The organism is Pseudomonas guineae (assembly GCF_900113745.1).
GTDB classification, from domain to species: domain Bacteria; phylum Pseudomonadota; class Gammaproteobacteria; order Pseudomonadales; family Pseudomonadaceae; genus Aquipseudomonas; species Aquipseudomonas guineae.
In genome coordinates this window covers 178,182-197,116 of sequence record NZ_FOQL01000002.1, presented here as the reverse complement: position 1 = coordinate 197,116, position 18,935 = coordinate 178,182, and the positions used below count along the sequence as shown (strand labels likewise).

16 protein-coding genes are annotated in these 18,935 nt (G+C 57.4%); 13 read left to right on the top strand and 3 right to left on the bottom strand.

Annotated elements, in window-relative coordinates; genetic code table 11:
• The first annotated feature begins 2 nt into the window (after positions 1-2).
• Positions 3-734, top strand: coding sequence for a UDP-2,3-diacylglucosamine diphosphatase (lpxH, locus tag BMZ32_RS09770; RefSeq protein ID WP_090241787.1), 732 nt, complete (start codon positions 3-5; stop codon positions 732-734).
• Between the two features lie 70 nt (positions 735-804).
• On the opposite strand, the gene BMZ32_RS09765 is transcribed toward lpxH, so the two are convergent.
• Entirely contained in the window at positions 805-1,410 is a 606-nt protein-coding gene (locus tag BMZ32_RS09765; RefSeq protein WP_090241786.1) for a MiaE family protein, read from the bottom strand.
• Between the two features lie 242 nt (positions 1,411-1,652).
• Here BMZ32_RS09765 and BMZ32_RS09760 point away from each other — a divergent pair, with 242 nt between their 5' ends.
• A complete protein-coding gene (locus tag BMZ32_RS09760; protein WP_090241785.1) occupies positions 1,653-2,516 on the top strand; it encodes a universal stress protein in 864 nt (287 codons plus the stop codon).
• Between the two features lie 63 nt (positions 2,517-2,579).
• Here BMZ32_RS09760 and BMZ32_RS09755 read toward each other — a convergent pair whose 3' ends face one another.
• Complete coding sequence (locus tag BMZ32_RS09755; protein ID WP_090241784.1) at positions 2,580-3,056, bottom strand: DUF1289 domain-containing protein; 477 nt, start codon at positions 3,054-3,056, stop codon at positions 2,580-2,582.
• A gap of 407 nt (positions 3,057-3,463) precedes the next feature.
• Here BMZ32_RS09755 and acnB point away from each other — a divergent pair, with 407 nt between their 5' ends.
• From acnB to alaC, 4 genes are all read left to right on the top strand, one after another.
• Positions 3,464-6,073 (top strand): bifunctional aconitate hydratase 2/2-methylisocitrate dehydratase, encoded by a 2,610-nt coding sequence (gene acnB, locus BMZ32_RS09750; RefSeq protein ID WP_090241783.1) that lies wholly within the window; start codon positions 3,464-3,466, stop codon positions 6,071-6,073.
• Positions 6,074-6,305: 232 nt separating this feature from the next.
• Positions 6,306-7,502 (top strand): CmpA/NrtA family ABC transporter substrate-binding protein, encoded by a 1,197-nt coding sequence (locus tag BMZ32_RS09745; RefSeq protein ID WP_090241782.1) that lies wholly within the window; start codon positions 6,306-6,308, stop codon positions 7,500-7,502.
• Position 7,503: 1 nt separating this feature from the next.
• Complete coding sequence (locus BMZ32_RS09740) at positions 7,504-8,082, top strand: ANTAR domain-containing response regulator (protein WP_090241781.1); 579 nt, start codon at positions 7,504-7,506, stop codon at positions 8,080-8,082.
• 183 nt (positions 8,083-8,265) lie between these two features.
• Entirely contained in the window at positions 8,266-9,498 is a 1,233-nt protein-coding gene (alaC, locus tag BMZ32_RS09735) for an alanine transaminase (RefSeq protein ID WP_090241780.1), read from the top strand.
• Between the two features lie 36 nt (positions 9,499-9,534).
• Here alaC and BMZ32_RS09730 read toward each other — a convergent pair whose 3' ends face one another.
• Positions 9,535-9,927 carry a hypothetical protein gene (locus BMZ32_RS09730; RefSeq protein ID WP_090241779.1) on the bottom strand — a complete coding sequence of 131 codons (393 nt, stop codon included), beginning with the start codon at positions 9,925-9,927 and terminating at the stop codon, positions 9,535-9,537.
• Between the two features lie 208 nt (positions 9,928-10,135).
• Here BMZ32_RS09730 and BMZ32_RS09725 point away from each other — a divergent pair, with 208 nt between their 5' ends.
• From BMZ32_RS09725 to BMZ32_RS09695, 7 genes are all read left to right on the top strand, one after another.
• On the top strand, positions 10,136-10,453 hold the full coding sequence (locus BMZ32_RS09725) for a transcriptional regulator (RefSeq protein ID WP_090241778.1): 318 nt from the start codon (positions 10,136-10,138) through the stop codon (positions 10,451-10,453).
• Positions 10,454-10,944: 491 nt separating this feature from the next.
• Positions 10,945-12,333, top strand: a complete 1,389-nt coding sequence (locus BMZ32_RS09720; RefSeq protein WP_090241777.1) for a CmpA/NrtA family ABC transporter substrate-binding protein — start codon at positions 10,945-10,947, stop codon at positions 12,331-12,333.
• A gap of 57 nt (positions 12,334-12,390) precedes the next feature.
• Entirely contained in the window at positions 12,391-13,380 is a 990-nt protein-coding gene (locus tag BMZ32_RS09715) for an ABC transporter permease (RefSeq protein ID WP_090241776.1), read from the top strand.
• A 20-nt stretch (positions 13,381-13,400) separates the two neighbouring features.
• A complete protein-coding gene (locus tag BMZ32_RS09710; protein WP_090241775.1) occupies positions 13,401-14,195 on the top strand; it encodes an ABC transporter ATP-binding protein in 795 nt (264 codons plus the stop codon).
• A gap of 266 nt (positions 14,196-14,461) precedes the next feature.
• Positions 14,462-14,908 (top strand): thioesterase family protein, encoded by a 447-nt coding sequence (locus BMZ32_RS09705; protein ID WP_090241774.1) that lies wholly within the window; start codon positions 14,462-14,464, stop codon positions 14,906-14,908.
• A gap of 840 nt (positions 14,909-15,748) precedes the next feature.
• Positions 15,749-16,960 (top strand): nitrate/nitrite transporter, encoded by a 1,212-nt coding sequence (locus BMZ32_RS09700; protein WP_090241773.1) that lies wholly within the window; start codon positions 15,749-15,751, stop codon positions 16,958-16,960.
• Between the two features lie 130 nt (positions 16,961-17,090).
• A complete protein-coding gene (locus tag BMZ32_RS09695; protein WP_090241772.1) occupies positions 17,091-18,758 on the top strand; it encodes a bifunctional protein-serine/threonine kinase/phosphatase in 1,668 nt (555 codons plus the stop codon).
• The last annotated feature ends 177 nt before the right edge of the window (positions 18,759-18,935 follow it).

Genomic DNA, 18,935 nt, shown 5'->3' with positions numbered 1-18,935 from the left:
AGATGAGTATCTTACTGATCTCGGATTTGCATTTAGAACAGGAGCGCCCGGATATCAGCCGGGCGTTCCTGCGATTTCTCGAAACACGCGCGGTTGATGCCCAGGCGCTGTATATCCTGGGGGATTTCTTCGAAGTGTGGATCGGCGATGACGCTATAACCCCTTTTCAACGCTCGATTGCCCAAGCCTTGCGCCACCTCAGTGAGCGCGGTACCCGCGTCTACCTGATGCATGGCAATCGTGACTTCCTCCTTGGCAACGCCTTTTGCCAAGAAGCGGGATGCACGCTGCTGCCCGACCCTTGCGTGATCGAACTTAACGGCGAGCGTGTACTGCTGATGCACGGCGACAGCCTGTGCACCCAGGACATTGCATACATGAAGTTGCGCCGCTGGCTACGAAATCCTATTTGCCAGTTTGTTTTACGCAACCTGCCACTGAATACTCGGCAAAAACTGGCGCGTAAGCTACGCAACGAGAGCCGCTCGCAAACCCGCATGAAAGCCAGCGAGATTGTCGATGTGACCCCGGAGGAAGTGCCGCGCATCATGGCCGCCCACCGTGTACGCACGCTGATTCACGGCCACACCCATCGCCCGGCCACGCATCAGCTGCAGGTCAACGGCGAGGCGGCGCAACGCATCGTACTTGGCGACTGGGACCGACAAGGCTGGGCATTGCAGGTCGACAGGCAAGGCTTGCAACAAAGCGCTTTCGAGCTTGCTTCAGACTGACCGCTAGCAAGTCCGGCAAAAACCGCCACATCAGCCACACAGTAGCGCGCCTGCTCGGCGCACCGTTGCTTTAGAGCGGCGGAACCCCGCTGTGAAAGCGAAACTCAGTGTCCGGCGACTCGATCAATTCGCGCTCAACCGCCCTCACCCGCTCGATAGCCTGCTCAACATCACGGGCCTCACCGTATTGGTAGGCGAGCTTCAAGTAACCTTGAAAATGCCGCGCCTCGCTTTTTAGCAAGCCAAAATAGAACTTACCTAACTCTTCATCCAAATGCGGCACCAACGCCTCGAAACGCTCACAACTGCGCGCCTCGATAAACGCCCCCACCACCAAGGTATCCACCAGTTTGCAGGGCTCATGGCTACGTACCACCTTGCGCAGCCCTGAGGCGTAGCGCGCCGCCGACACCGGGCGAAGGCTGATTTTGCGGCGCTTCATGATGCGCAGCACCTGCTCGTGGTGCACCAACTCCTCGCGGGCCAAGCGCGACATGGCGTTGAGCAAATCAACATAGGTGCTGTACTTGGCCATCAGGCTCAAAGCTGTACTGGCCGCCTTGAACTCGCAGTTCTTGTGGTCAATTAGCAGGGTCTGCTGGTCAGCCAAAGCCGCAGTAATCCAAGCATCCGGTGTACGGCAACCCAAAAACGCGTGGATTTCAGGCAGGTTCATGAGCGCGCGCTCACAAGCCAGCAATGCGTGGCTACAGGAAAATAAAAGTGCAGCAAGGGTTCAGCTTCAGCTAACAGATACATAAATTCACAAAGCTAGGGCGGCAGGAGTGATAACGCTAGAGGGCGAGCATTATACGATTGAGCGCGTAAACAGCCACTCGATTGACATCAATCAGCATTATTTGAGCGGCAGCGATCTATAGTGACAATTAGAACAATTGACTGCACATGGAGACGATCATGCAAGCTATTCGCAGCATTCTGGTGGTAGTGGAACCCGAGCATAAGGACGACTTAGCCCTCAAGCGCGCCAAGCTAATTGCCGGCGTGACTCAATCACACCTGCACCTGCTGGTGTGCGACAAAAAGAGTGACCACAGCGATTACCTCCGTGATCTCACCGGCTTGCTCAACAGCGAAGGTTTCAGTACCTCCAGCCAGCAAGCCTGGGATGACAGCCAGCACCAAACCATCATCAACGTGCAGCAGGCCGAAGGTTGCGGCTTGGTGATCAAGCAACACTTCCCCGACAACCCATTAAAAAAAGCCCTATTGACACCCGGTGACTGGAAATTGCTGCGTTACTGTCCCGCCCCGGTATTAATGGTTAAAACCGCTAAACCTTGGGAAGGTAGCGTCATCTTGGCAGCCGTCGACGTGGGTAATGCCGATGGTGAGCACCGCACGCTGCACACCAGCATTGTCAGCCATGGTTTTGATATCGCCGCCTTGGCTAAGGCTGAGCTGCATGTCATCAGCGCGCACCCAACACCGATGCTTTCCGCTGCTGACCCAACCTTCCAACTTAAAGAGACCATCGAAACGCGCTACCGGGAACAGTGCAAAGCCTTCCAGGCCGAGTACGACATCAGCGATGACCACCTGCATATTGCTGAAGGTCCGGCGGATGCATTGATTCCGCAGATCGCTCGCCAGCTCAACACTGGCGTTACCGTGATTGGCACCGTTGCCCGCACCGGGATCTCTGGAGCCTTGATCGGCAATACTGCCGAAGTCATTCTCGACGCCCTCGAAAGTGACATCTTGGTACTCAAACCAGATGACATCATCGCTCACTTGGAAGAGCTGGTCGCCCAGCGCTAAAACTGAGCCGTAGAGCCTACAAAGCCGCCCATACAAGAGCGGCTTTGTTGTTTACGCCAAGGACTAATCGTTGACGTGCAAACCATCGCGTAGAAATTGTGGAGCGATATAGCGCTGGTAGTGCGCCTCCGACAATAAAAAGAACTCACGATCAATCGCATCGCGTAATTCCGGCAGGCTCCACTCACGAAACTCCGGCAGCAGCACCATGCCATAAGCATTCAACTGGCTGATGACCCGCGCACCACGGGCAATCAACTGGTAAGCCCAGCAATAAGGGGATTGCTGGGGGACAAAACGGATCTTGCGCTGCTCCAGCTGCAAGCGCAGGCGATCAGCATCGAAAACTTCCAGTTTGGCCGCCATCACCTGCACCAATAGCACCTCAAGGCGCAGCCATACCGCGCGCTTTTCCTCGTCGTTATAACCATTCCAGTTGATCACCTCATGGTGAAAGCGCTTGCAGCCACGGCAGACCAAATCGCCATAAACAGTGGAGCACAAGCCGACACAAGGGGTTTTGATACGCTGATTGGACATAAGGAGAGGCATAGCTACTGGCGGACAGGCTGGCATCTTAGCCCTTTGTCTAAGGCAGATCACCCCTATATAAGCGGGGCCTTTGGCTTAACTTTATGAAAGCTTTCCAGTAGAATCAGCCGGCCTTTTATAGGCAGCAATGTCCGTTGGAAGCTGTTTTCAAAGCGTCACGAGCACAGTCAATCCTGCAGGTTCGATGTTGGTGCCGGCCCTTGAGCAACCCTTCAAGGGGCGTCACCAGCCCTCATCCAACCCGTCCTGCCGGCGTAAAACTTTGAAAACAGCTTCTGCAAGAAAGCAGCGAAACCTCGGCTAAGCGGCCCATAAAGCCACAAAGCGCTTGGTTTGTTGCTTATCTGGATCGCGTCCCGGACACGCCTATGGGACCACTGATGAGGGTAATAACTGTGCTTGAAGCCTACCGCAAACATGTAGCAGAGCGTGCCGCTCAGGGTATCGTGCCCCAGCCGCTGAACGCCGAACAAACCGCAGGCCTGATCGAGCTGCTGAAATCCCCGCCAGCCGGCGAAGAAGCTTTTCTGCTCGACCTGATCACCAACCGCGTACCGCCAGGTGTCGATGAAGCCGCCTACGTTAAAGCCGGTTTCCTCTCTGCCGTTGCCAAAGGCGAAGCCACTTCCCCGCTAATCAGCACGCAACACGCTGTTGAACTGCTGGGCACCATGCAGGGCGGTTACAACATCGTCACTCTGGTTGAGCTGCTTGATGACAGCGCACTGGCTGGCGTGACCGCCGAACAGCTGAAGCACACCCTGCTGATGTTCGACGCCTTCCACGACGTTGCTGAAAAAGCCAAAAATGGCAATGCTCACGCTAAAGGTGTGATGCAATCCTGGGCTGACGGCGAGTGGTTCAAGAACCGCCCGACTCTGGCAGACAAGATCAGCCTGCGCGTATTCAAGGTCACCGGCGAAACCAACACCGATGATCTGTCCCCTGCGCCTGATGCTTGGTCGCGCCCGGACATCCCGTTGCACGCCCTAGCCATGTTGAAAATGGCCCGTGATGGCATCGTGCCGGACGAGCAAGGCGTGACTGGCCCTATGCAGCAAATTGAAACCATGCGTGGCGAAGGTTTCCCGATCGCTTACGTGGGTGACGTTGTCGGTACCGGCTCCTCGCGTAAATCCGCCACCAACTCGGTGCTGTGGTTCTTCGGCGACGACATCCCGAACGTGCCTAACAAGCGCGCTGGCGGCTTCTGCTTCGGCAGCAAGATCGCTCCAATCTTCTACAACACCATGGAAGATGCTGGCGCTCTGCCAATCGAATTCGACGTGTCGAACATGCACATGGGCGACGTGATCGACCTGTACCCGCATGCCGGCAAAGTCTGCAAGCACGGTACCGACGAAGTCCTCACTACCTTCGAAATGAAGACGCCGGTTCTGCTTGACGAAGTGCGCGCAGGCGGCCGTATCCCGCTGATCATCGGTCGCGGTTTGACCGAGAAAGCCCGTGCCGAGCTGGGCCTGGGCCCAACCGATCTGTTCAAGCTGCCTGAGCCGCCTGCTGCTAGCACCAAGGGTTTCACCCTGGCGCAGAAGATGGTTGGTAAGGCCTGCGGCCTGGCCGAAGGTCAAGGCGTACGTCCTGGCACCTACTGCGAACCGAAGATGACTACCGTCGGCTCCCAGGACACCACCGGCCCGATGACCCGTGACGAGCTGAAAGACCTGGCATGCCTAGGCTTCTCCGCTGATCTGGTGATGCAGTCGTTCTGCCACACCGCGGCGTACCCGAAGCCAATCGATGTCACCACCCACCACACCCTGCCGGATTTCATCCGCACCCGTGGCGGCGTGTCTTTGCGTCCAGGCGACGGCATCATCCACAGCTGGTTGAACCGCATGCTGCTGCCGGATACCGTCGGTACCGGTGGTGACTCGCACACCCGTTTCCCGATGGGCATTTCGTTCCCAGCCGGTTCCGGCCTGGTAGCGTTCGCCGCTGCCACCGGCGTGATGCCGCTGGATATGCCAGAGTCTATCTTGGTGCGCTTCAAAGGTAAGCTGCAGCCCGGCATCACCCTGCGTGACCTGGTCCATGCCATTCCTTACGCCGCCATCCAGAAAGGCCTTCTGACTGTTGAGAAGAAGGGCAAAGTTAACGCCTTCTCCGGCCGCATCCTCGAAATCGAAGGCCTCGACGAGTTGACGGTTGAGCAAGCGTTCGAGCTGTCCGACGCCTCCGCTGAGCGCTCGGCTGCTGGTTGCACCATCAAGCTGCCGGAAAAAGCGATCTCCGAGTACCTGCGTTCGAACATCACCCTGCTGCGCTGGATGATCAGTGAAGGCTACGGCGATGCACGCACCATGGAACGCCGTGCGCAAGCGATGGAAGCGTGGTTGGCTGAGCCTAAGCTGATGACGGCTGACAAAGACGCTGAGTACGCCGAAATCATCGAAATCGATCTGGCCGACATTAACGAGCCAGTTCTCTGCGCCCCGAACGACCCAGACGATGCTCGTCTGCTGTCGAGCGTTGCCGGTGAGAAGATCGACGAAGTGTTCATCGGTTCGTGCATGACCAACATCGGTCACTTCCGCGCCGCCGGTAAGCTGCTGGAAAAAGTCGAAGGTTCGCTGCCGACTCGCCTGTGGCTGTCGCCGCCAACCAAGATGGACCAGCATCAGCTGACCGAGGAAGGCTACTACGGCATCTACGGTAAAGCTGGCGCACGTTTGGAAATGCCAGGTTGCTCGCTGTGCATGGGTAACCAGGCGCGCGTTGAACCGAACTCCACCGTGGTATCCACATCAACCCGTAACTTCCCCAACCGTCTGGGTGATGGTGCCAACGTCTACCTGGCTTCGGCTGAGCTGGCGGCGGTTGCTGCAATCACCGGCAAACTGCCGAGTGTTGAGGAGTACATGGTCTACGCGAAGGAAATCGACACCATGGCGGCGGACGTATACCGCTACCTGAGCTTCGACCAGATCGCCGAGTTCCGTGAAGCTGCTGCGAACGCCAACATCCCGGTCGTTCAAGCCTGACGAAACAACGCATCGCGTTGCACGTTAAAGAAAAGCCCTGCCTTGTGCGGGGCTTTTTATTGTCTGACTCACTGGGTCCTGCCAAGCACATGGCATATGGCTTGCTTTGACTTGAGGCATAGAGTGTTTCCAAAGGCGGAAACGGCTTAAATAGACAATGGTGTCGTTCTGATCGCAGACTGAATTCGGCGCTCGGTACGGCACTTTTTTGTGCGGGCATAGGAAAAGCACCATGAATGAGCACGACATCAGCCGTAGCGCTGCGCCAGAAAAGCCAGTTCTGAAGATCGGTTTTATGGCCCTCACCGACGCCGCCTCCATCATCGTCGCAGCTACCCAAGGCTTTGCCGAGAAGCATGGGCTGACCCTCAATCTGCAACGCCAAGCCTCCTGGGCCACTTTGCGCGACAAATTACTGAGCGGCGAGTTGGACGCCGCTCATAGCCTCTACGGGCTGGTCTACGGTGTGCAATTGGGACTCGGCGGTGCGCCAGCCACTGATATGGCCGTGCTGATGGGCCTTAACCAGAACGGCCAGAGCATTAACCTATCGCCAGCGCTGCAAGCTGCCGGCGTGAGCACTGCTAGCGCACTGGCGCAACGCGCGCACCAGTCTGGCGCAAAATTAATATTCGCCCAGACCTTCCCCACCGGTACACACGCCATGTGGCTGAATTACTGGCTGGCCAGTCAAGGCATTCACCCGCTGACAGATGTCGACAGCGTCGTCGTGCCGCCGCCGCAAATGCTTGCCCACCTCAAGGCACGGCGCATCGATGGTTTCTGTGTTGGCGAGCCCTGGAGCGCCCAGGCGGTGGATGAACAAATGGGCTGCACCCTGACCACCAGCCAGGCGATATGGCCCGATCACCCGGAGAAAGTCTTGGCTTGCACACATCAATTTGCCGAGCAGCACCCCAACAGTGCTCGAGCCTTGATCATGGCGGTGCTGGAAGCCAGTCGGTTTATCGATGAGAGTGAAGAAAACCGACGCAGCGCGGCTCAACTGCTCAGTGGCAGCGAGTATGTCGACGCACCACTCTCGGCTATCCAGCCGCGCTTTCTTGGCCATTACCAAGACGGTCTCGGCCATGCCTGGCAAGACGCACACCCATTGCGCTTTCATGCCGGCGGTGAAGTGAATCAGCCTTACCTGTCTGATGGCATGTGGTTTATGACCCAGTTTCGCCGCTGGGGCCTGCTGCGCGACGACCCGGACTACCTGGCCATCGCTCGACGAGTGCAACAACTCGACCTTTATCGACAGGCTGCCGAGTCGCTCGGTATCTCCGTACCGAGCGAGATGCGCAGCAGCCAATTGCTCGATGGCCAGATTTGGGACGGCGACGATCCGGCCGGCTATGCCCGCAGCTTTGCCCTGCACGCCATGGTTGATGCGCCGATCAGCGCCCAACAGGAGAGTCGCTAATATGCTGCGCATTCTGCTGATCAATGACACACCAAAAAAAGTTGGACGCCTCAAAGCGGCACTTATTGAGGCCGGCTTTGAGGTGATTGATGAGTCAGGACTGACCATCGACTTGCCCGAGCGCGTCGAGGCGGTTCGTCCTGATGTGATTCTGATCGATACCGAATCACCCAGCCGCGATGTGATGGAGCAGGTGGTGCTGGTCAGCCGCGACCAGCCGCGCCCGATTGTGATGTTCACTGACGAGCATGACCCAGGCGTTATGCGCCAGGCGATTCAAAGCGGCGTCAGCGCCTATATTGTCGAGGGTATTCACGCCCAGCGCCTGCAGCCGATCCTTGATGTGGCCATGGCTCGCTTCGAAAGCGACCAGGCACTGCGCGCTCAGTTGCAGGCGCGCGATGCACAGTTGGCTGAACGTAAGCGCATTGAGTTGGCCAAGGGTTTGTTGATGAAGATGAAAAGCTGCGATGAGGAACAGGCCTACACCTTGATGCGCCGCCAGGCCATGAGCCGCCAGCAGAAACTGGCGCAAGTCGCTGAACAGATCATCGCCATGCATGACATGCTTGGCAGTTAAAGAGACTTGCAGGCGATAGGTCGGGCGGCCTGCAGGTACCGCGCGTTCCTGCAGCTGTGCTGCAAAATTTGCCGGCAACTGCTCTAGACAGCGGGCTGGCGCGCCGCTTATCTTCGCCATCTGGCCAGCGCACTGGCCAACGTCGCTCGGACGGTTCCGGGCGCTTACGTTTGCGAGATAGACATGACTGACTCACGTCCGCCGCGCCGCTTTGCGCGCATCGATCGACTCCCCCCTTACGTGTTTAACATCACTGCCGAGCTGAAGATGGCCGCGCGCCGCCGTGGCGAGGACATCATTGATTTCAGCATGGGCAACCCGGATGGCCCCACGCCGCCGCACATCGTTGAAAAACTGGTGCAGGTCGCCCAGCGTGAAGATACCCATGGCTACTCCACCTCGCGCGGCATTCCGCGTCTGCGCCGCGCTATATCGCGCTGGTATAAAGACCGTTATGCGGTCGAGATTGATCCGGAAAGCGAAGCCATTGTCACCATCGGCTCCAAGGAAGGCCTGGCCCACCTGATGCTCGCTACTCTGGACCATGGCGATACGGTGCTGGTGCCCAACCCCAGCTATCCCATTCATATCTATGGCGCAGTGATCGCCGGCGCTCAGGTGCGTTCGGTGCCGCTGATTCCCGGCGTGGATTTCTTCGCCGAGCTGGAGCGCGCGATTCGCGAGTCGATTCCTAAGCCAAAGATGATGATCCTCGGCTTCCCCTCCAACCCCACCGCACAATGCGTGGAGCTGGATTTCTTCGAGCGCGTGGTGGCACTGGCCAAGCAATATGACGTACTGGTGATCCACGACCTGGCCTACGCCGATATCGTCTACGACGGCTGGAAAGCCCCGTCGATCATGCAGGTGCCGGGTGCCAAGGACATCGCCGTGGAGTTTTTCACCCTGTCTAAAAGCTACAACATGGCCGGTTGGCGCATCGGCTTTATGGTTGGCAATAAGGAACTGGTAAACGCTCTGGCGCGGATCAAGAGCTACCACGACTATGGCACCTTCACCCCACTGCAAGTAGCGGCCATCGCGGCACTGGAAGGCGACCAGCAATGCGTGCGCGATATCGCCGAGCAGTACCGCCAACGTCGCAACTTGCTGGTCAAGGGCCTACATGAACTGGGCTGGATGGTTGAGAACCCGAAAGCCTCGATGTATGTCTGGGCCAAAATCCCTCAGCAATACGCTCATCTCGGCTCTCTGGAGTTCGCGAAGAAGCTGCTGCTGGAAGCCAAGGTCTGCGTCTCCCCAGGCATTGGCTTCGGTGATTACGGCGATGACCATGTGCGCTTTGCCCTGATCGAAAACCAGGATCGCACCCGCCAGGCGATTCGCGGGATTAAGAGCATGTTCCGCGCTGATGGCGTGTTACCCGGGCACAAGGCCAAGGCAGACAGCGAGTAATCACACGGAGGGCACCTAAGGGTGCCCTCTGACGCTTCAGCCCGAATAATCCAGCACTGTCCACACCCGGCTCAGGCCATCAGTAATCACACAGTCGCGTTGTCCCAGCTGGCTACTGCTGTGCAGCGACATCCGATTGGTTAGGCCATCGGCCGCATCCGAGCGTTCGCTCAACCACTGCACACGCCCGCAGTTAGCTGTATCGATCACATAACTGGCCGCGACAGCAGAGCCCTGATTAGGTTGCTTGATCACATCCACCACCGTGCCACGCTCTTCGACACGCATGCCGTCGAATACAAGTACGGCCCAGGCCTGGCTGTTCTCGATCACCAAATAGGTGCCATTGGCTTTGGGTTGATCAAGCTGCGGTTGCGCACAGCCGGCCAAAAGGCTGAACAGCACAATTGTCATGAGCATCTGTTGCATTGTCAGTGACTCCTTTGCAGTGCCTGTCGCCACTCGCTTTCGCACGAATGACGGGCGTAATCGAGTGGGTGCCGACTAAGGCCATGGACTTACTATTATCGAATACTGTTTATTTGTACAGTGCTTTTCAGTTACCATTGGCCACGTCACCCAGCCAACCACGCAACCCTGAATACGGCCCATACAAGGGGTTAACAGGAGTATCCAGATGCTCGACGTACTGCAGTTGAAACACAGCGTAAACCGCATGCCCCTGGAAAAAGTCCGGGTCACCGTCAATGAATTGCAGCTTGAAGGTATCGTCACCGAGGGCAAAACACCGTTTAACCGGGTGCACTTCAACACCTGCTTTGCGGAGATCGAAGCTTTACTGCAGCGTGCCGGGTATCACCGCCAGTTGGATGTGGTCGGTTACCAGGGCCTGGCCTACGCCATGTTTGACCCCACGCGCTGGGAAGCAGTTGAGGTGCTGCGCTGGCTAAAGGAGTTCACCGAAGAAGCGCAGCGCCGACCCGCTGCGCAGTAACGCTGCAGCGAGCAGTGCGCCTACACAGCCCGTGTATGAAGACGCTAGCTAAATGAGGTGATGCGCAGCGTCGCCCTCGCACCCAAACCCAGCGAACCAAAAGCGTTCAAGCATGCGCTTAGCTGCACGACTATGGTTCGCGATGGTGCCCGTTTGAGCTGGCAGATAAGCGTTGAGTAACGGATCAGGTATTTATTCAATAACTAAAAAAATAATTAGGTTTCGATCCTAACGACTTGTATTTAAATAAGTTTAATCAACTATCCGAGAATCAATAGAGGTCTCTTTAGGACCTATATGCAATAGCACGTGTGGCACCTTACAAAGCTGGCAAGCCCCTTGCACTGACCCTCTCAAGACCTTACACCCGTCTTCAGATCGCCAACGGCGGTGATCGGGACGAATAGACAAAGACGTCAAAGGCAACCTGTCCTAGCTGGCAGCGTTGACCGTTGACGTCTTTTTTCGTTTCTGAGACTTGAGGAATCACCATGCGTCATTTCAATGCTCGCCGTTCGTTACTGAAAAAAACCTTGGTTGGCTTCGGCTGTGCCGCTGCGCTGTTACTCAACCCGCTAAGCCTGCAGATAAGCCTCGCTGCCGAATTGGAAAAAGACGAACTCAAACTCGGCTTTATCAAGCTCACCGATATGGCACCGCTGGCCATCGCTTACGAAAAGGGCTTCTTCGAAGATGAAGGCCTCTACGTCACTTTGGAGGCGCAGGCCAACTGGAAGGTGTTGCTGGACCGCGTGATCACCGGCGAACTCGACGGTGCCCACATGCTTGCAGGCCAGCCTTTAGGCGCCACCATCGGCTTCGGCACCAAGGCCGACATCGTCACCGCCTTTTCCATGGACCTCAACGGCAACGGCATCACCATGTCCAATGCCGTGTGGGAGGAAATGAAGAAACATGTGCCGATGGAAAACGGCAAGCCGGTGCACCCAATCAAGGCCGACGCTCTGAAGCCGGTGATTGAGCAGTACAAAGCCAAAGGCAAGCCCTTCAACCTGGGCATGGTCTTCCCGGTTTCCACCCACAACTATGAGCTGCGCTACTGGCTGGCCGCGGGTGGTATCAGCCCTGGTTTCTATGCACCGGCCAAGGGCGATATTACCGGCACGCTGAATGCCGACGTCCTGCTTTCGGTAACACCACCACCGCAAATGCCGGCCACCCTCGAAGCCGGCACCATCGATGGTTATAGCGTGGGTGAACCTTGGAACCAGGCCGCTGTGTTCAAGGGTATCGGCGTTCCGGTTATCACCGACTACGAGATATGGAAGAACAATCCGGAAAAAGTGCTTGGCGTTTCCAAAGGCTGGGCTGACGCCAACCCGGAAACCCACAAGCGCCTGATCAAGGCTCTTATACGCGCCGGCATGTGGCTGGATGAAAACAACAATGCCAACCGCGCTGAAGCCGTACAGATTCTTTCGCGTCCTGAATACGTCGGCGCAGATGCCAAGGTAATTGCCAACTCGATGACTGGCACCTTCGAATACGAAAAAGGTGATATTCGCGACGTACCGGATTTCAACGTGTTCTTCCGCTACAACGCCACGTACCCCTACTACTCCGACGCCATCTGGTACCTGACGCAGATGCGTCGCTGGGGCCAAGTTGGCGATGTCAAACCGGATAGCTGGTACTTCGACATTGCCAAGCAGGTGTATCTGCCGGCGGTGTATCGCAGCGCCGCGGATGAGCTAATTGCCGAAGGCAAGGCCAAAGCTGCGGACTTCCCGCCAGCCAACGAAGAAGGCTTTCGCGCGCCGACCAATGAGTTTATCGATGGCCTGACCTACGACGGACGCAAGCCCAACGCCTACATCAACCAGTTCAAGATTGGTCTGAAAGCCGATACCGAGCTCTAAATTCGCCATTGCCTTAGGGGGCGAACGATTCGCCCCCTCTGTATCGAGGACATGACAATGAGCAATCCCGCTGCGGCACAACCCATTCAAGACACCCTTAAATCTGCCAGCCGCATAGCCCTTGTACGCTGGTTGCCGAACCTGTTGCTGCCGATAATTGGTGTACTGGTCTTTCTTCTGTTCTGGCAGATTGCTGCCGGCAGTATCAACACCAGCCTCGGCAAGTTCCCCGGCCCAACACAGGTGGCCACTCAGTTCGTCGGCCTGGTTAAGGAACACCAACGTGAACAGCTAAAAGCCGAGGCGTTCTACCAGCGCCAAGAACAGCGAAACGCCGATAAGCTCGCCAAAAACCCTGAGGCCGAGGTCAGCATTCGTCCTTATACAGGCAAGCCGACCTTCTTCAAGCAGATACTCACCAGCCTGTACACCGTTATGACCGGCTTTGTTATCGCGTCACTGTTGGCGATTCCGCTGGGGATTGTCTGCGGCCTGAGCAAGCCCATTTATAACGCGATCAACCCGTTGATCCAGATTTTTAAGCCGGTATCACCACTGGCATGGTTACCCCTGGTGACCATGGTGGTCAGCGCCGTCTATACCAGCACCGACCCGCTGTTCGCCAAATCCTTCGTCACCTCTGCGGTCACGGTCGCGTTGTGCTGCTTGTGGCCGACTGTGATCAACACCACCGTCGGGGTCGCCAACTTGGATAAAGACCTGCAGAACGTCAGCCGCGTGCTGAGCCTCTCCCCGATGCGCCATGTTCGCCGGATTGTCTTACCGGCCGCTATTCCGATGATTTTCACCGGCCTGCGGTTATCGCTCGCCACTGGCTGGATGGTGTTGATCGCAGCTGAAATGCTCGCGCAAAACCCAGGCCTGGGGAAATTTATCTGGGATGAGTTTCAGAATGGCAGTTCTAACTCACTGGGTCGGATTATGGTCGCGGTGGTTGTCATCGGCCTGATCGGCTTCGTCCTCGACCGCCTTATGCTTATGCTCCAGCGCCGTGTTAGCTGGGACAAAAACGCTGACCTGCGCTAAGCCACACTCAGGAGTCTGACATGAACCATGCACACCTTGAACTCACCGGCGTTGGTATCAGCTTCCCCACCGACAAGGGCCTTTACTGCGCACTGCAGAACGTAAACCTGAAAATCGACAAGGGCGAATTTGTCTCCTTGATCGGCCATTCCGGCTGCGGTAAATCCACCGTGTTGAATATTGTGGCGGGCCTCCATCAGGCCACCACTGGTGGCGTAATCCTCGATGGCCGCGAAGTCAATGAACCAGGGCCGGAGCGTGCTGTGGTGTTCCAGAACCACAGCTTGCTGCCTTGGCTGACCTGCTATCAGAACGTCGAATTGGCCGTGCGCCAGGTTTTCCAGGGTAAGAAAACACGCCGTGAAATGCGTGAGTGGATTGAGCACAACTTGCAACTGGTGCACATGATGCACGCCAAGGACAAACGCCCCAGCGAAATCTCCGGGGGAATGAAACAACGTATTGGCATCGCCCGCGCCCTGGCCATGCAGCCCAAAGTACTGTTGATGGACGAACCTTTCGGCGCCCTTGATGCACTGACCCGTGCCCATTTGCAGGACTCGCTGATGGAGATTCACGCCGACCTCGGTAACACGGTGATCATGATCACTCACGATGTCGACGAAGCGGTGCTGCTGTCCGACCGCATTGTGATGATGAGCAACGGCCCGGCGGCCGGTGTTGGCGAGATTCTTCAGGTGACGCTGGAGCGTCCGCGTGAACGCATCGCCCTGGCTCACGACGCGCGCTACCACGAGTATCGCGCCGCGGTGCTGGAGTTTCTCTACCAAAAACAATTACGCCCAGCTGCCTAAACCGGCGCCACAGTCGGACAGTCAGTTACGGGGCTGGCTGTCCGATTATTTGTGCACAAAAAACACAAAGTACTCTTTATGCAGATCTGATGACCGCCAGCTTGATAAGCCAGAACGTTCCCTTGCTCAAGGGCTAGCAGCACAACCCTTTAAGCGTGCAGGCCACGGCGTATGATTCGCTCGCAACATGGCACCATATGGCCGTGTGCCCGCGTACAATTGCGCCGCCAACTCATATGCCTTTCACGCTCACACGAGATTCGTCCATGGCCCGCCTGACCCTTGAATTCCCCGAAGACCAGTTCTGCTACAACACGCATTTGACGGTGCGCGTGACTGACATCAATGCGGCCAACCACTTGGGCAATGACTCGATGATTTCGATGATTTCCGAAGCGCGGGCGCGTTTTCTATTCGAGTTCGGCGTCGAGGAAACACAGGAAGACGGCACCGGCATCATCGTCACTGACCTGGCCACCACCTACCGCGCCGAAGCCCACGCCCGCGACCAACTCCTTTTCGAGGTTGGCGTGATGGATTTCAACCCCTATGGCGGCGATATCACCTTTCGCATCACGCGTCCCGTCGATGGTTCGCTCGTCGCCATGGCCAAATCTGGCTTCGTATTCTTCAACTACAAACTGGGCAAAGTGGTGCAGATGCCAGCCACATTTAGCGGCAAATTCGGCAAGGTCAATTGGCTAAAACCCTAATCTGAACTTACCCGCGCGAAGCCCTCGATATTTCGCCTAATCCTGCACAACCGCGACAAAATCGCCTGATTGGAGATTAATTGCTCAAGTATTCAGCTAGCGCCGTGACAACTGACACATCCTCTGCTTTGCCTTGGGCATAACAACAAGAGCAGGAGAATTGCTATGCCGACCATGCGCCGCCATGTCCGCCACGGCGGGCTGTTGAGCAACCTTCTGGCTTTGGCCCTGCTGACGCTTCCGCTACCCACCCAGGCGTCGAGCACAAGCGCCGACGCCACAAAAGGTGAACAGACCGCAGCACGCTTGACTGCACATTGATGCGCCAGACTAACCCGCGCCAGGTGCAGCACTCGGCATAAAGCTCATTACGGTTTGCCCTTAACACAGCCCGTTTTGCCAGAACCGGGATCACCAATCGCGCCCCATTCAAGGGCAGCCCATTACCCAGCGCCTCATTTTGCAGCACGATCTTCATCTTGCGCCCACGTTCAAGCCACGTAATGCATGGCTTTGCTCAGTTGGCGCAGCTCTTGCTAAGAACCACGCACAAGTAGCCAATGACGGCTGCCCGAGAAACGACAAAGACGTCGCATAAACCACGCCCTAGGGCACTGCGTTTATGCGGCGTTTTGCGTTTAACGCCCCAACATTTGGGGTCGGTACTCGCCCTGTGATCCAGGGCTTGCGCTGGTAACTCTCTCAACCCAGCTGTGGCTTCGGCCCCAGGGTGGCGTACCACAAGTACACCGCCTCCCCGGTGGGTTACGGCAGCCGTGTCCACGACCACGGTGAACCGCAGCCCATCGGGACCCTTTTTTTTGCTGAATGAGGTATTCGATGAATACAAGTTTCTGGAAATCCGGCCATACCCCTACCTTGTTCGCCGCGTTTCTTTATTTCGATTTGAGTTTCATGGTTTGGTACCTGCTTGGCCCCTTGGCCGTGCAGATCGCCACCGATCTCGACCTGACCGCCCAACAGCGCGGCCTGATGGTCGCTACGCCGATTCTGGCAGGCGCTGTGTTGCGCTTGCTGATGGGCTTCCTGGCCGATCGCCTATCGCCCAAGACTGCCGGCCTGATTGGCCAGGTAATCGTCATAGTGGCGCTGTTCAGCGCCTGGAAAATCGGCATCAGCAGCTATGAACACGCCTTGTTGCTAGGCCTGTTCCTTGGTTTTGCCGGTGCCGCCTTCGCCGTAGCCCTGCCGCTGGCTTCGCAGTGGTATCCGCCGCAGCACCAAGGCAAAGCCATGGGCATTGCCGGTGCGGGCAATTCCGGCACCGTATTGGCCGCCCTGTTCGCCCCCGGCCTGGCAGCGCTGTTCGGCTGGCAGAATGTGTTCGGCTGGGCACTGATCCCGCTATTGATCACCCTGCTGGTCTTCGCCTTTATGGCCAAGAACTCGGCTGAGCGTCCCAAGCCGAAAGCCGCAGCCGACTACCTGAAAGCCCTAGGCGACCGCGACAGCTGGTGGTTTATGTTCTTCTACAGCGTGACCTTCGGCGGCTTTATCGGCTTGGCCAGCGCCCTGCCCGGTTATTTCAGCGACCAGTACGGCCTCAACCCGGTGACCGCCGGTTACTACACCGCCGCCTGCGTCTGCGCCGGTAGCCTGCTGCGTCCATTCGGCGGCGCCTTGGCCGACCGCATCGGCGGCATACGTTCGTTGCTTATGATGTACACCCTGTCCTCGCTAAGCATTGCCGCAGTGGGGTTCAATCTGTCCAGCTCGGCCGCAGCGCTCTCGCTGTTCGTCATCGCCATGCTCGGTCTCGGCGCGGGTAACGGCGCTGTCTTCCAGTTGGTGCCGCAGCGCTTTCGCAAAGAAATCGGCGTAATGACTGGCCTGATCGGCATGGCCGGCGGCATCGGCGGCTTCCTCCTCGCAGCGGGGCTTGGCACCATCAAGCAGCAGACTGGCGATTACCAGCTGGGTCTGTGGCTGTTCGCCAGCCTCGGCGTGCTGGCCTGGTTCGGCCTGTATGGGGTGAAAAAGCGCTGGCGCACCACTTGGGGCAGCGCTGCTGTCACTGCCGCCCGCGTGTAACTGAACGAATGCAGGGTGGATGACGCTTTTTCATCCACCATGGAGTAACGGTGGATCAGTAAAGTGCGATCCACCCTACGCCAAACCATTGCCTCAGCGCTTCTTTAACCGCCTCACCAGGAACCTCTGCATGGCCTTGCAACTGTCCTTCGGCGAAGCCAGCGCCACCGGCCCACGTAGCGAGAACCAGGATGCCATTCGCGTAGTCACCCCGGCTCCAGCACTGGCGGCGAGCAAGGGGTATCTGTTCGCCCTCGCCGATGGCGTCAGCCAATGCGCTGACGGCGGTCTGGCGGCGCGCGCCACGCTGCAGGCCCTAGCCCTGGATTATTACTCCACACCGGAAACCTGGTCCGTAACCCAATCGCTGGATCGGGTACTGGTTGCGCATAACCGCTGGCTGCAAGCCAATGGTGGCGGCCAGCCACTGCTCACCACGCTCAGCGCGATGATCTTGCGCGGGCGACGTTTCACCCTGGCTCACGTCGGTGATTGCCGGGCCTACCGCTGGTTAAACGGTACGCTTGATCGCTTAAGTGAAGACCATGTCTGGGAGCAACCGGGCATGCAGCATGTGCTCAAACGCGCCATGGGCCTGGACCAGCACTTGGTGGTGGATTATCTGGATGGTGAACTGCGCCAGGGCGAATGTTTCGTGCTGGTCAGCGACGGTATATGGGCCACCCTGGGTGACGCCGGTATCCAGCGTATCTTGCATGATGAAAAGGACCTGCATGCAGCCAGCCGAGCCATGGTCACTGCCGCCCATCTTGCGGGCAGTCAGGACAACGCCAGCGCCCTGCTGCTGCGTGTCGAGGCATTAGCGCAAAGCGATCTGGCGGACACCCTGGCCCAGCTGCAGCACTGGCCGTTGCCGGCAAAATTACGCGAAGGCCAACACTTCGAAGGCTGGCAGATTGAACGCCTGGTGGCAGAATCCCGCCAATCAATGATCTATCGCGTGCGCGATGCCCAAGCGCGGCGCTGGCTGCTGAAAACCCTGCCGCCCAGCCGCAACGATGAGCCCCAGGCAGGGCCAACGCTGTTGCTTGAAGAATGGTTTCTAAGGCGTGTGGCCGGACGCTTCTTCGCCGAAGTGCATCCCCTGCCGCAGCGTCAGCACCTGTATTACGTTCAGCGCGAATACGCCGGGCAAACCCTCGCCGAATACCTACGCCTAAGTGGCCCCTTAGCCTTACCGGAGTGGCTGGATATTGCCCCACGACTAATCAAAGCTCTGGGCATGCTGCATCGGCGCAATATCCTGCACCGCGACATCAAACCGGAAAACCTCTTATGGGGCGATGACGGCGAGCTGCGCGTATTGGACTTCGGCCTGGCCTACTGCCCAGGCCTAACCCGCGATGAGGCCTGTGAGCTGCCCGGCACTCCCAGCTATATTGCCCCCGAGGCTTTTAGCGGAGTGGCGCCAACCCCCCAGCAAGACCTCTACAGTGCCGGCGTCACGCTTTATCACCTGCTGACAGGGCATTACCCCTACGGTGAGATTGAAGCGTTTCAACATCCACGTTTTGGCCAACCCATCCCGGCCAGTCGCTACCGGCCTGATCTACCCAACTGGGTAGAAGAGAGCCTGAGTCGCGCACTTAGCGCTGCCCCCCAACAACGCTATGAAACCGCAGAAGAATGGTTGCTGACGCTAGAACAAGCAGAGCGCAATGTGCTCAGCAGCCGCCCACGGCCTCTGCTTGAGCGCGAACCCCTATTGGTTTGGCGCAGCGTGGCACTGTTTTCGCTGCTACTAAACCTAGTGCTGCTGGTAGTGCTACTGCGATAACCCGACACCATCACGCACCAAAGCAGCGCAACATGCATTCAAAAGGTGCGAAAAAATATAACCATCACATTACAAGTACTTGAAAAGCAAAGAAAAACATCAAACACACAAGCTGGCACAAACCCTGCAACAGCCTAAGCAATTAATAAGGTACAGCCTTCAACGATGAAAGCTGCA